The organism is Variovorax sp. PAMC28562 (genome assembly GCF_014303735.1).
Classification (GTDB): Bacteria; Pseudomonadota; Gammaproteobacteria; order Burkholderiales; family Burkholderiaceae_C; genus Variovorax.
Genome location: NZ_CP060296.1, coordinates 1,140,475 through 1,154,188 on the forward strand (window position 1 = coordinate 1,140,475; position 13,714 = coordinate 1,154,188).

Annotated in this window: 12 protein-coding genes; 8 read left to right on the forward strand and 4 right to left on the reverse strand. The window is 63.5% G+C overall.

Features of this window, described 5'->3' with window-relative positions:
- Positions 1 to 39: 39 nt before the first annotated feature.
- The gene (locus H7F36_RS05410; protein ID WP_187053714.1) at positions 40 to 1,098 is read right to left on the reverse strand and encodes an SPFH domain-containing protein; all 1,059 of its coding nucleotides are present in this window, start codon (positions 1,096 to 1,098) and stop codon (positions 40 to 42) included.
- 190 nt (positions 1,099 to 1,288) lie between these two features.
- Between H7F36_RS05410 and H7F36_RS05415 the strand changes: the two genes are divergently transcribed.
- The 4 genes from H7F36_RS05415 to H7F36_RS22135 all read left to right on the forward strand — a co-directional run bounded on the left by H7F36_RS05415 (position 1,289) and on the right by H7F36_RS22135 (position 4,947).
- Positions 1,289 to 3,637 carry an NADP-dependent malic enzyme gene (locus H7F36_RS05415; protein ID WP_187053715.1) on the forward strand — a complete coding sequence of 783 codons (2,349 nt, stop codon included), beginning with the start codon at positions 1,289 to 1,291 and terminating at the stop codon, positions 3,635 to 3,637.
- Positions 3,638 to 3,840: 203 nt separating this feature from the next.
- Positions 3,841 to 4,254: a ribonuclease domain-containing protein gene (locus H7F36_RS05420; RefSeq protein WP_187053716.1), complete on the forward strand. Its 414-nt coding sequence runs from the start codon at positions 3,841 to 3,843 to the stop codon at positions 4,252 to 4,254.
- A 64-nt stretch (positions 4,255 to 4,318) separates the two neighbouring features.
- Positions 4,319 to 4,753, forward strand: coding sequence for a barstar family protein (locus H7F36_RS05425; protein WP_261802611.1), 435 nt, complete (start codon positions 4,319 to 4,321; stop codon positions 4,751 to 4,753).
- A 59-nt stretch (positions 4,754 to 4,812) separates the two neighbouring features.
- Positions 4,813 to 4,947, forward strand: a complete 135-nt coding sequence (locus H7F36_RS22135; RefSeq protein WP_261802507.1) for a hypothetical protein — start codon at positions 4,813 to 4,815, stop codon at positions 4,945 to 4,947.
- 56 nt (positions 4,948 to 5,003) lie between these two features.
- On the opposite strand, the gene rsmA is transcribed toward H7F36_RS22135, so the two are convergent.
- From rsmA to H7F36_RS05440, 3 genes are read right to left on the reverse strand one after another with little or no spacing between them, the layout of a single operon-like run.
- Positions 5,004 to 5,801: a 16S rRNA (adenine(1518)-N(6)/adenine(1519)-N(6))-dimethyltransferase RsmA gene (gene rsmA / locus H7F36_RS05430; RefSeq protein WP_187053718.1), complete on the reverse strand. Its 798-nt coding sequence runs from the start codon at positions 5,799 to 5,801 to the stop codon at positions 5,004 to 5,006.
- Between the two features lies 1 nt (position 5,802).
- Entirely contained in the window at positions 5,803 to 7,218 is a 1,416-nt protein-coding gene (locus tag H7F36_RS05435) for a peptidylprolyl isomerase (protein WP_187053719.1), read from the reverse strand.
- A 22-nt stretch (positions 7,219 to 7,240) separates the two neighbouring features.
- Entirely contained in the window at positions 7,241 to 9,643 is a 2,403-nt protein-coding gene (locus H7F36_RS05440; RefSeq protein WP_187053720.1) for an LPS-assembly protein LptD, read from the reverse strand.
- A gap of 111 nt (positions 9,644 to 9,754) precedes the next feature.
- Here H7F36_RS05440 and H7F36_RS05445 point away from each other — a divergent pair, with 111 nt between their 5' ends.
- The 4 genes from H7F36_RS05445 (at position 9,755) to H7F36_RS05460 (ending at position 13,677) form a co-directional block, all read left to right on the forward strand.
- Positions 9,755 to 10,918 (forward strand): aminoglycoside phosphotransferase family protein, encoded by a 1,164-nt coding sequence (locus H7F36_RS05445; RefSeq protein ID WP_187053721.1) that lies wholly within the window; start codon positions 9,755 to 9,757, stop codon positions 10,916 to 10,918.
- A 1-nt stretch (position 10,919) separates the two neighbouring features.
- Positions 10,920 to 11,669, forward strand: a complete 750-nt coding sequence (locus H7F36_RS05450) for a 16S rRNA (uracil(1498)-N(3))-methyltransferase (RefSeq protein WP_187053722.1) — start codon at positions 10,920 to 10,922, stop codon at positions 11,667 to 11,669.
- Positions 11,670 to 11,700: 31 nt separating this feature from the next.
- A complete protein-coding gene (locus H7F36_RS05455) occupies positions 11,701 to 13,086 on the forward strand; it encodes a M20/M25/M40 family metallo-hydrolase (protein WP_187053723.1) in 1,386 nt (461 codons plus the stop codon).
- Between the two features lie 102 nt (positions 13,087 to 13,188).
- Complete coding sequence (locus H7F36_RS05460) at positions 13,189 to 13,677, forward strand: YidB family protein (RefSeq protein ID WP_187053724.1); 489 nt, start codon at positions 13,189 to 13,191, stop codon at positions 13,675 to 13,677.
- Positions 13,678 to 13,714: the final 37 nt, after the last annotated feature.

Sequence of the window (13,714 nt, forward strand, 5' to 3'; positions counted from 1 at the left end):
CACGCGCCACGGGGGCGCTGTCAGGACCATGTCGCGCGTCTAGACAAGCTTCTTGAGCAGGTCGGCCTTCTTGGCGTCGAACTCTTCCTGCGTGAGGATGCCCTTGGTCTTGAGCTCGCCGAGCTTTTCGAGCGTGGTCATGACATCGGCGGGGCTGACGACCGCGACCGACGGTTGCGCCGCTGCGGCAGCGCTCGCGGCGGCTGCGGCGTTGTTGTTCGGATTCAGGCCCTGCGCCAGGTTCTGCGCCATCACCTGGCCGAGCGCCACACCGGCCCCCAGGCCCATTGCGTCGCCCGCGATGCCACCGCCGCTGGCCGAGCCCTCGGCAAACTTCGGAATCGCCTGCGCGGTCTGGTATTGCATGAACTTGCCCATGTCGTTGCCGACCATGCCCATGCCGATCTTCTGGTCGAGGATCTTCTGCAGCTCCTCGGGCAGCGACACGTTCTGGACCGTGATGTTCTCGAGCTTGATGCCGATCTTCGCGAACTCGGGCACGAGTTGCGCGGCCAACGCTTGCGCAAAGCTGATCTGGTTGGCCGCCAGGTCGAGAAACGGCACGCCGCTGGAGGCGATAGCGTTGCTGATGTTCTGCAGCACGATGCCGCGCAACTGGCCATCGAGATCGGTCACGCTGTAGATGTCGCGCGTGCCCGAAATCTCGTTATAAAACAGCTTGGGGTCGGCAATCCGATAGCTGTAGTTGCCAAAGGCTCGCACACGCACCGCGCCGAAGTCCTTGTCGCGGATCGTGATGGGCTGCGGCGTTCCCCACTTCTGGTCGATCTGCTGGCGCGTGCTGAAAAAGTAGACGTCGCTTTTGAATGGCGACTCGAAGAGCTTGTCCCAGTTCTTCAGGTACGTGAGCACCGGCAGCGTCTGCGTGGTGAGCTTGTACATGCCGGGCCCGAAGACGTCGGCGACCTTGCCCTCGTTCACGAACAGCGCGATCTGCGATTCGCGCACGGTAAGCGAGCCGCCGTTCTGGATTTCCATCTCCGCCATCGGGAAGCGCCAGGCCAGCGTGCCATCGCCGGTCTCGGTCCACTGGATGATGTCGATGAACTGTTTCTTGATGAAATCCATCAGCGCCATGGTCGCTCCTCGTCCGGAATGTGCCGGGGTGGTTTTTGAGCTGGGGATATTGCCACATTGCCCCGCACGGCCCCACGGATTTCGGGCGTGCTCGGCTCTGCCATGCGGCCTATGTCGGGCGGGGTCGAGGTCTACAATCGGCGCCCCCAGAAGAAGCGCGATTGCAGCGCAGCCCAAGGAGCCCAGGCCCATGTTCGAATCGACCCCCGCCACCCCGTCCGCGCCTTCTGCCGAGGACAAACGCGCCGAGCTGCGGCGCGCCGCGTTGGAGTATCACGAGTTCCCGGTGCCCGGCAAGATCGCCATCGCGGCGACCAAGCAAATGGTCAACCAGCGCGACCTGTCACTGGCTTATTCGCCAGGCGTCGCCGCCCCTTGCGAAGAGATCGTCAAAGACCCGCTCAACGCCTTCAAATACACCTCGCGCGGCAACCTGGTCGGCGTGATCACCAACGGCACCGCTGTGCTCGGGCTCGGCGACATCGGCGCTCTGGCTTCCAAGCCGGTGATGGAGGGCAAGGGCGTACTCTTCAAGAAGTTCGCAGGCGTCGACGTGTTCGACATCGAGATCGACGAGAAAGACCCTGCCAAGCTGGTCGAGATCATCGCGTCGCTGGAGCCGACCTTTGGCGCCATCAACCTCGAAGACATCAAGGCACCCGACTGCTTCTACGTCGAGCGCGAGCTGCGCAAACGGATGAAGATCCCGGTGTTCCACGACGACCAGCATGGCACCGCGATCACGGTTGCCGCCGCAATGCTCAACGGCCTCAAGGTCGCGGGCAAAGACATCGGGCAGGTCAAGCTCGTCACGTCAGGCGCCGGTGCCGCCGCGCTCGCCTGCTTGAACCTGCTGCTCAAGGTCGGCCTGAAGCGCGAGAACGTCTACGTGACCGACCTTGCGGGCGTCGTCTACGAAGGCCGCACCGAGCTGATGGACGACGACAAGCGCCAGTACATGCAGAACACCGAAGCGCGCTCGCTGTCGGACGTGATCGAAGGCGCGGACGTGTTTCTGGGCCTTTCTGCAGGCGGCGTGCTGAAGCCGGCGATGGTCGCCAAGATGGCGCCCCGCCCGGTGATCTTCGCGCTGGCCAATCCCAACCCCGAGATCGCACCGGAAGACGCGCATGCGGTGCGCGACGACCTGATCATGGCGACCGGCCGCACCGACTACCCGAACCAGGTCAACAACGTACTGTGCTTCCCGTACATCTTTCGCGGCGCGCTCGACTGCGGCGCGACGACGATCACCGACGAGATGGAAATTGCCGCAGTGCGCGCGATCGCTGAGCTGGCGCAAGCCGAGCAGAGCGAACGCGTGGCCGCAGCGTACGTCGGCGAGAAGCTCAGCTTCGGCCCCGAGTACCTGATCCCCAAGCCCTTCGATCCGCGGCTGATGATGAAGATCGCACCGGCCGTGGCGCAAGCTGCGGCCGACAGCGGCGTCGCGTCGCGCCCCATCAAGGACATGGACGCCTACCGCGACAAGCTGCAAAGCTTCGTCTACGCGTCGGGCACGACGATGAAGCCGATCTTCGACGCCGCCAAGCGCGCGTCGAAAAAGCGCGTGGCATTTTCGGAGGGTGAAGAGGAGCGCGTGTTGCGCGCCGTACAGATCGTGGTCGACGAAGGCTTGGCGCGGCCGACGCTCATCGGCCGGCCGTCGATCATTGCGCAACGGATCGAGAAGTTCGGGTTGCGACTGAAGGAAGAGCTCGACTACGACATCGTCAACGTCGAGCAAGACCACCGCTACCGCGACTTCTGGCAGACCTACCACCGCATGACCGAGCGCGAAGGCACGACCGTGCAAACCGCGAAGATCGAGATGCGCCGCCGCCTGACGTTGATCGGCGCGATGCTGCTGCACAAAGGCGAGGTCGATGGCCTGATCTGCGGCACTTGGGGCACGACGCACACGCATCTGCATTACATCGATCAGGTGATCGGCAAGCGACCTGGCGGATGCGAAAGTACACCGCAGGACGTGCCGGTCTATGCCTGCATGAACGGCCTGCTGCTGCCGGATCGCCAGGTGTTCCTCGTCGACACGCACGTCAACTACGACCCGAGCCCGGAAGAACTGGCCGAAATCACGACCATGGCGGCGGAGGAAATGCTGCGCTTCGGGCTCAAGCCCAAGGCCGCGCTGCTGTCGCATTCGAACTTCGGCACCAGCAACGAGCCCAGCGCCCTCAAGATGCGCAAAACACTCGCGCTGCTGCGCGTGCAGGCGCCCTGGCTTGAAGTCGACGGCGAAATGCATGGCGACGTGGCTCTGGACGGCAAGCAGCGCGACGCTGTCATGCCCCACAGCGCGTTGGCGGGAAATGCCAATCTGCTGGTGTTCCCCAACATCGACGCCGCCAACATTTCATACAACCTGCTTAAAACGGCAGCAGGCGGCAACATCGCCATCGGCCCGGTCCTGCTGGGTGCGGCCAAACCTGTGCATATTCTGACGGCGAGCGCGACTGTGCGTCGCATCGTCAACATGACGGCGCTGACAGTCGCCGACGCCAACGTCGAAAGATAAGGCGTCGCACCGAAAGCGGGCGCCAACTTAGCGGCGCACTGCAGTCTTTGCACCCTGCTCAATCTTTGAGCAGGGTACTTGCTATTTGTGCCGAGCTGGTGCACACTGGTGGGCTTGAATTTTCGGGTTAACCCCAAGGTTAATCCACCAATTCGACTCCCGCTCTTTTCCCTCTGGTGCCCCTGGCGGTCACTGTCCAGTCAATGGCCTCGATCACGTTTTTTGCCTCGAAGTTTGCGTTTACCGGCTTGTTGCTGGCGGCGCTGGCGACGGGAACATCCAGTGTCGAAGCCCGCGACTGGTTCGGTCGCCCAGCCGGTCAATCCACGAAGGAATCGATTGCACTGACCGAACTGCCGACGCAGGGTCAGCGAACTTACGAATCAATTTTGAACGGTGGCCCGTTTGCTCACGACAAAGACGGCATGGTTTTCGGCAACCGAGAACGCCAGTTACCCACAGTCCGTCGCGGAAACTACCGCGAATACACGGTCGAAACCCCGGGGTCGCGTGATCGCGGCGCCAGACGAATCGTCTGCGCAGGCGAGCGCAGGACGCCCGACACCTGCTGGTACACGGCAGACCACTATGCAAGTTTCCGGCGCATCGTCCCTTGAAGACCGCATGAACGATGAACTGTTGAGGGGGGCGACGCCTCGAAGCGTCATGACGAAAGAAGACATGTTGACGACAACTATGGAAAGACCAACGGAGATGACCTTATCCCTTCGTTCCGTGCGACCGAACATCGTGCAGTCGATTCGCGCATTCCGCGTCAACGATCTGCAGGAAGCAGCGCACGCGGCGGGCCAGCACTTTCTCTATGCGAATCTGGGCAACGCCCAGACCAAGCAAGACGTGCTCGACCTGATTGCCCAGCAGTTCACCTTCCCGGCGCATTTTGGGAAGAATTTCGACGCGCTGTACGACTGCATGACAGACCCGTTGCATAAATCAGGCCCGCAGCCCGGTTTCATCATCGTGCTCGAGCAGATTCCGGCCAACGCCAAGTTCGACAAGGAAGCACGCGAGCAACTGCTCGATATCTTCCGCGACGCCTCGGACTACTGGGGGGATCGAAAGATACCCTTCAGGTGCTTTTATTCTTTTCTGTAGCCCGTTCTGCACACACCAGCCAAGCAGAACGGGCGAAAGAGGCTTCGCAGGGCACCGACGTGCTCTCGGGCATCGACCTCACCGTCGACCCCACAGCGGAAAAGATGCCGACCGACAAACTCGTCGATGTGTCGCCACTGGCGCTGCGCATGAGCAGCCCATTCAACTCCAACTATTGGCTTTCAGCTGCCTGAAGTGCCCGAGGGCGGCCATAGAGGCCAAGAGGAAAAGCCCGCAATGCGGGCTTTTCTCATTGTGTGACTTTCGTCGCGCAGTCTGGGGGCACGGCTTGGGCTAAAGCCACGTATTCCGCGACGGGTACTTCTTCAGCGCGGCGCTGCGCATCGAACTCGCCTTCGAAGCCATGCGTCTCCAGCCATTTGCCCAATGTGTGGCGCATGATTTTCCGACGCTGGCTGAAGGCCACCTGGACGATCTCTCCGAGCCGCTTGACATCGACTGCCGGCGGAAGGGCCAGCGGCACCATGCGCACGATGGCGCTGTCGACGCGTGGCGGCGGATCGAAGCTCTCGGGCGGTACGAACAGCACGTTGGCCATTTCGTAGCGCCACTGCAGCATCACGCTCAGGCGGCTGTAGTCGGACGTTGCCGGCTTGGCGACCATGCGATCGATCACTTCCTTTTGCAGCATGAAGTGCTGGTCAACCACCCGATGCGCTGAATCGAGCAGGTGAAACAGGATCGGCGTCGAGATGTTGTACGGCAGGTTGCCGACCACGCGCAGCCCCGTTGCCGGCGGCACCGCCAGGCGATCGGCCAAAGCACCGAAATCGACCTTCAACACATCCGACTCGATGACGTCGAGCTGGCCATGACCGCGCAACCTCACTGCCAGATCGCGATCGAGTTCGATCACGGTAAGACGACCTAGACGCTCGACCAGCGGCTGCGTGAGTGCAGCGAGGCCTGGGCCGATCTCGACCATGGCGTCGCCCGGCTGAGGCCCGATCTCGTGCACGATCGCATCGATGATCCCGCCGTCGGTCAGAAAGTGCTGGCCGAAACGCTTGCGCGGGATGTGCTTCACATCAACTTTGCGGCGGTTCGCGGTACTCGACGTACGCGCGGGCACGGACTTCTTGCGCCCAGGTTTCGAATGCCTCGTCGGCCTTCTTCTCACGCAACTCGGCACGCGCCGTTTCGCGCTGCTCGGCCTGGCTGAGCTTGGATTCGCGGCGCCCCTCGACCTGGATAAGGTGCACCCCAAAACGCGAGACCAGCGGATCGCTGATCTGGCCGGGTGCCAACCGATCCATCGCTTCTTCGAACTCGGGCACGAATTGACCCGGTCGCGACCAGCCCAGCTCGCCGCCGTCCTTCGCACTGCCGTCTTGCGAATTGTCTTTCGCCATGGCGGCGAAATCAGCCGATCCGCTCTGGATGCGGCGCTTGAATTCGGCCAGTTTGGCCACTGCATCCGATGTCGGGAGCTTGGGGTCGCTGCGCAGCAGGATGTGGCGCACTTGCGTTTGCGTGACCACGCCTTCGGCGGACCCGGCCTCGCCCTTGGCAAGCACCTTGATCACATGAAAACCAGCGCCCGAACGAACCGGCCCGGCAATGCCGTTGACCGCGACCGATTGCGTCGCCTCGACGAACAACGGCGGGTATTTGTCGGCGCTGCGCAAGCCGATGGCGCCGCCATTTACGCGTTCCGGAGAATCCGACAGGTCGCGCGCCAGCTTGGCGAAGTCTTCGCCCGCCTTGGCACGCTGCGCAATGCCCAGTGCCTTTTGCTGTGCCTTGGCGACATCCGCCGCGCTGGCACCGTCCGGCACCGCGACCAGCACCTGAGCCAGATTGATATCGGGTGCATTCGCTTTCGGGCTCAGCTTTTGCTCGCGCAGGTACTGGTCGACATCCAGGTCGGTGATCTTCAGCTTGTTGTCGACTTCCCGGTCGCGCAGGCGCGTCAGCGTCAGCTGATTGCGCAGGTCGCTACGGAACTCGTCGAGCGTGATGCCATCGGCCTTGACGCGGGCGCGCAACTCGCTCAGGCTGAGCTGGTTCTGGCGCGCCACGGTCTGCTCGGCCTGCTCGATCGCGACATCGTCGACGTTGACTCGCGTCTCTTTCGCGAGCTGCAATTGCGCACGCTCCAGGACAAGCCGCTCCAGCACCAGGCGCGCAAGCTCAGCTCGCGGCACGCGCTCGGCCTCAGCGTTTTCTTTCATCACGCGAGACATCCGCGACTGCACTTCGGTGTTGGTGATCGGCTCCGAATTCACCAGCGCCACGATGTACTCCGCCGAGCGCTGCACGGCCGGGCCGGACGCCGCCGCTGCGGGTGCTGCCGCGCCCGGTGCGGGAGCCACACGCGGGCCGGTACGCATGATGTCGGTGATGCCGCGACCGCTTGGGCGAAAGCCTTGCGCCTGTGCGCTGGACGTAACGACCAATGTCGCAAAACAGGCCAGAGTAAGGGTGGATCGGATGTGGTTCATGGCAGATGTCCTGGCAGATGGCTCAGTCGTAATTGGTGAAGCGGCTCGCGCCGGGATAGGGCGCGCGCAATGGCTGATAACGCTGAATGTTTTGCGTCAGCGTGCGCAGCGGGCTGGTGCCCACACTGGCAAAACCGACGAACTCGAGCTGGAACATGAGCCGCGTCCCCGCTGAGACCTGGCCGGTGCTCAAACGTTCCAGCACCACGCGGCCGATCCAGCAGCAGCCGTCGTATTCGAAGCCGAGCACGCCATCGGTCAAGGTCTTGTCCTGGATGCTGTAGTTGAGGCGGCCGACCGCGTACCAGCGCCCACCACCCGCGCCGCGCCCCGGCCCCAGGTCTTTGCCCTTGTCGCCCCACAGGTCGTTCAGCGGCCACTGGAAGCCGACGTCGATCGACTTGTTGCCGTCGCTACCGCCGGCCGTCGTCGGCGCCTGGAAGCGGTATGACGCAGTGAGGTTGTGATACTGCTCCGGGCTATAACGTGCCGTGACCGCGGTGCGCACCGAACGGTGCGTGTCGGCGTTGTACTGGAACGTCGTGTCCAGGCTCCATTTCGACGTCCAGTTGATCTGGGCGCCCAGCAGCAGATCGCTCACCCCGGCCGGCGAGGCGACAGACGCAGCAGTCGATCCGGTGGCGGGCAGCGTCACGTCCTGGTCCCGGATGCGGTAGCGCTGCGCGATCCCGAAGCGCGCGGCCTCGGCACCGGTGTCGGCGTCGTACAGGCGCGTGGTCAGGCCGACCGTGAGCGCATTGGTGGCCGACACCCGGTCGTGTCCTGAAAACTCGTTCTCGGTGTAGACGGTCGCGAAATTGAAGTCGTTGGACGCACTGTCGTAGACCGGCAAATTACTCTGGTTGCGGTACGGCGTGTAGACGTAATAAGCGCGCGGTTCCAGCGTCTGGCGGAAGGCACGCCCGAAGAAATTGGCATCGCGCTCGAAGATCAAGCCGCTGTCGAGGCTGAAGGTCGGCACAGTACTTGACGCGCTGGTCGAGCCGTTGGCCAGCGCTGAGTCGAGCTGGTAGCTGGCGGTGTGCAGCTTGAGCTTGGGGATGATGAAACCGCCCGACGACAAGAGCGGCCGGCTGATCTCGCCCTCGGCGAACACGCGGTCGCCGTTGGGCTGCAGCTGCACCGACGGATCGGCCCTGAAGCGCGTGTAGTCGGTCGCCAGCTTGATGTCCAAGCCGTGCCAGTCGTACTTGGCATAGTTGGCGGTGATTTGCGGCAGTCGATCGTACGGGGGCGTGATGGTCGAGGCGTCGTACTGCAGCGTCTGGTACTTGGTCGCGCCGAAAGCGCCGCTCCAGTCGTCCTTGCTCCAGTTGAGCGCGCCATTGGTCGCCAGGAGCCGCGAGGTCAGCGACGGGGTCCGCGTGAAATCGCGCCAATAGTTGTCGTCGCTCACGCGGTTGATGTTGAACACCATGCCGAGCGAATCGAGCCCGAAAGGCTTGGGATCGAAGGTTTGCTCATGGTGCGTCCAAAGACCCCAGCGCTTGCGATCGCGCAGCTCGTCCGTCGGCATGTAGTCGAAGCGGATCTGGCCGGAGTACTTGTCCTCGAGGTATCGAAATTCGCTGCCCAGATTGACGCCGCGCTTGCTCATCAGGTCCGGATAGAAGGTCGCATCCCGGTTGGGCGCGATGTTCCAGTAATACGGCGCCGTGATGTCGACTCCGTTGACACTGCTGATGCCCACCGTCGGCGGCAGGAAGCCGGTCTTGCGATCGTTGTTGAGCGGGAAGCTCATGGACGGCAGCGCCGGCGTGCTGATGCCCATGAAGCTAAGGCGAGCATCGGTCGCCACGCCGACGTTTTCTTCGGAGTCGGTGGTGAGCGTCGCAGCGGTCAGGAGCCAGGCCGGCATCCAGCCGGGATAGTCCTCGCGCCGACACGTGGTGTATGTCGCCTGGCGAGCGACCGACACATTGCTGTCGACGAAATCGATTCGCTCGGCGTCGCCATGGGCACCCGTGGCGAGGAATCGATAACGCACGTTGTTGAAAAAACCCTCGAAGGTTTCGAGCTTCAACTCGAGCTCGGGGCCCTCGTAGACATTGCCCGCCTGATTCACGCGGACATTGCCCCGGGCCTTGGCCAGATCGTCCGGCTGGTAGTACTCGAGACGGTCGGCGTTGATGACGGTATCGCCCCGCCGCATCGATGCATGGCCTTCGACGATCGTTTCAAGATCGGGTCGGCCCGACAGCTTGTCGCCATCGACAAAGCTCGGGAGCTGACCCCGCTCGGCTGGCGGCAATGTTTCGGTGAGCTGCGGCGTGCGCTTGAGCATGAGCGGCGGATCGACGGCGGGCGCATCCTGCGCCAGCGCGCCGTGCGCATGCAGCAACGCAAGTGACAGCGCGGCCAGAGGCAGCGGCGCGCGGCGACGACGCCACATGGCTCGTTTCATTTCAGGCATCGGCACGGTGCAAGGGTTCGTCGGGAAACGGCGCAACTGGGCCGGTGGTTGCAAGGAGGTCGGCTGCGCGGCTGCGAGTCGGATTTGTAGAATCGATTATCCATGACAGCCTCCTCGTCTCCCGCCCCTGAAAACACGACCCCGGTACAACCGTCGCAGCCCTTCGAAGCTGTCGATGCGATCGTCTGGCCAGACACGGCCCGGTCCGCAGCCTTCGACGGCTGGCTGGCGAACCTGGTGACAACACAACGGTTGCGTCCGGACACCGTGCGCCTCGCGTCCGCCGATGCGAGCTTTCGCCGGTATTTCAGGGTCGACACTGCCGACGGCACGACACGCATCGTGATGGATGCACCACCCGACAAGGAAGACAGCGCCCCCTTCGTGAAGGTCGCTGCCCTGATGCGCGAGGCCGGCGTGACAGCGCCCGCGGTGCTCGACTGGGATCAAAGGTACGGCTTTCTGCTGCTCGACGATCTGGGCCACCGCACGATGCTCGACCTCGTCGACCCGGCGAATGCCAACGCCAGCCGGCCGCTATACGACGAGGCGATCGATGCGCTGATCCGCTGGCAGCTCGCATCGCGCCCGGACGTATTGCCGCCCTACGACCGCGCCTTGCTCGAACGCGAGCTCGCCCTTTTTCCGCAGTGGTACATCACGCAGCACCGCGGCATGGCGGTCACCGGCAAGTTGCAGGAGCGGCTGGAACGCAGCTTCAAGCTCATCGTAGAGAGCAACCTGGCCTCGCCCAACGTCTATGTGCACCGCGACTTCATGCCGCGCAACCTGATGGTTCGCGACGGTGCTGCAAGCGGCTTGCTTGGCGCTGCCAACGACATCCAGGGCGGTACGCGCCTTGGTGTCCTGGACTTTCAGGACGCGGTCTACGGCCCGATCACCTATGACATCGCCAGCTTGTTGCGCGATGCTTTCCTGAGCTGGGATGAAGCGTTCGTGCTCGATGTCACCGTGCGCTATTGGACCGCCGCCCGCAAGGCCAAGCTGCCGGTCGATGCCGACTTCGGCGCCTTCTATCGTGCGGTCGAGTGGATGGGTTTGCAACGCCACCTGAAGGTCGCTGGCATCTTCGCGCGCCTCACCTTGCGCGACGGCAAGCCGAAGTACCTGGCCGACACGCCCCGCTTCATCGCCTACATTCGCGCCACTGCGGCCCGGTACACGGAACTGACGCCACTGCTGCGCGTGATCGACGAAGTCGAAGGCAACACGGCTTTGTCCGGCTTCGCGTACGGCCGCGTCTGAAATGCCACGGTTTCATTGTTCGGTACCGTTGAGTGCCCGTGTATCACTGGACCTGCCAGCAGGCGCTGCGCGCCATGTGCAGGTGCTGCGCATGCAGCCTGGCGATGCGCTGACGCTGTTCGACGGCAGCGGCGGCGAGTACGACGCGACGGTCGAGCGCATGGGCCGCAGCGATGTTGCAGTCATGGTCGGCGACCATCGTTCGATTGAGCGCGAAGCGGCGCGTGCCGTGCACCTCGTCGTCGGCATGCCGGCGAACGAGCGCATGGACTGGCTGGTCGAAAAGGCAACCGAATTGGGCGTCGCGAGCATCCAGCCGCTGATGACGGCGCACGGCGTGTTGCGCCTGGCCGGTGAACGTGCCGACAAGAAGCGCGCGCATTGGGAAGCCATCGCCATCGCCTCGTGCGAGCAATGTGGACGCAACGTCGTGCCGGTGATCCATCCGGTCCGGTCGTTCGCTGCGTGGCTCGGTTCGATGCCTTCAGAAGTGGCGCCGGCGGATGCACCGGCACGCTTCGTCCTCAGCCTGGCGGACGGGACGCGTCCCTTGAACGCCGTGCTTCCGACGATCGGTGGCCGCGACGCACTGGTCTTGAGCGGGCCCGAAGGCGGCCTGAGCGGCAGCGAAGAGCAAGAGGCAATTGGGCACGGCTTCATGCCGGCCACGCTCGGTGCCCGCGTACTGCGCGCTGAAACCGCAGCGCTGGCGGCATTGATGTTGTTGTCCGACGCATCCGAAGCCCGCTAAGCCCCTGAACCCTGTTCCGCCCGTTCCTCCGATGCTTGCCCTCAAACTTCGTCGCCTCGCTTCTGTCACTTCCGCAATCGCGCTCCTTTGCTCGAGCGCGCTTCACGCCCAAGGCTTCAATGCCGTGGCGCCAACGCCGCTGCAGGTGCCACCCGCAGTCGACAAGGCGTTCGAACAACTGATGGCCTCACCGGTCATCAAGCAGTTGCTCGAAGCGGTGCAAGCCGACCACACCCGCTCGATCGAAGACCTGAAGATGCTGACCGAGATAGAAGCGCCGCCTTTCAAGGAGCAGAAGCGCGCCGAGGCTTATCTCGCACGCATGAAAGCACTCGGCCTCGCCGATGCACGCATCGACAGCGAAGGCAACGTCGTCGGCCTGCGCAAAGGCACCGGTAACGGTCCCAAGCTGTTGATCTCGGCGCACCTCGACACGGTGTTTCCGGCCGGCACCGACGTCAAGGTGAAAGAGCGCGACGGCAAGCTCTACGCGCCCGGTATTTCAGACGACGTACGCGGCCTGTCGGTGCTGCTGTCATGGCTCAAGGTACTCAACGACAACAAGGTGCAGACCGTCGGCGACCTGCTCTTCGTCGGCAATGTCGGCGAAGAAGAGCTGGGCAACCTGCACGGCATGAAGCACATTTTTGCCGAGCATCGCGACATCGACGGCATGGTCGGCCTCGAGCCGGCACCCGATGGTGCCGTGCTCGTGCTGGGCACCGGCAGCCATCGCTATGAAGTGACCTTCAAAGGTCCGGGTGGGCACAGCTACGGCGCCTTCGGCCAGGTGCCGAGTGCCATCCACGGCATGGGCCGCGCCATCGCCAAGATCGCCGACATCCAGACGCCGAGCGTGCCGCGGACGACCTTCACTGTTGGCACCGTGGGCGGCGGCACCTCGGTCAACACCATTGCGCCCGACGCGCGCATGGCGATCGACATCCGCTCCGATGCGATGGCGCCGCTGCTCGAAACCGAGAAGAAAATCCTCACCGCTGTGGACGAAGCCGTCGCCGCGGAGAACAAGCGCTGGAACGTCGACACGCTGACCGTATCGACCAAGCTCATCGGCGATCGCCCGGGTGGCCGCACGCCGGGCGATTCGGTCATCGTCGAAGCAGCAGTGCGATCGAACACCGCCTTCGGCCTCAAGACGCTGATGTCCGGTGCCAGCACCGACGCCAATGTGCCGATGTCTCTCGGCATCCCCGCCATCGTCATCGGCGGCGGCGGAAAGACCGGCAACTTTCATGCGCTGTCGGAATGGATCGACGTCACCGATGCGTGGAAGGGTGCGCAGAACTCGCTCTTCACCGTGCTCGGGCTGGTCGGCGTGCAAGGCGTGAGCGAACCACTGCTGGCAAAGCGCCCGCCTCGGACGGCTGTCGTCGGTCAGGCAACGGCGCCGAAGTAATTGCAGCAAGACGGCGCGCCCGGTAGGGAAAAGACAGTTTCCTTTATTCCGCGCGTCGACCGACAATGCCAGCAGTTCTGTCACACGCACGAGGGGAAACTCATGGGATTGTTCGATTCGATAGTCGGTCAGGTGTTGGGCGGGTTGCCTCAGTCGCAGTCGGCACCGCAGGGCGGTATGCCTGCCAGTGGCATGCCCATGGGTGGCGGCCTGGGCGGACTCGGTGACCTCGGCGGTTTGGCCGGCGCACTCGGCGGCCTGCTTGCCAACAACGGGTCGCAAGGCGGCCTCGGCGGCTTGGTCTCCAAGTTCGAGCAAGCCGGCCTCGGCGATGTCGTCGGCTCGTGGATCGGCAAAGGCGACAACGTGCCGATCTCTGGTGGTCAGCTCAATGACGTGCTCGGCAATGACACCGTGGCGAGCATCGCCAGCAAGTTGGGCATCAACGCGGCGACGCTGTTGCCTCTGCTGGCGACCATGCTGCCGCAGTTGATCGACCATCTGACGCCGCACGGACAAGTCCCTGCTCAGGGATTAGGCCAGCACGACGATTTGTTGTCGTCGTTGAGCGGATTGCTTCAAAAGGGCTAGCAACGAAGCCCGCAGGTTTCATCGCAAGTCGAGCGCT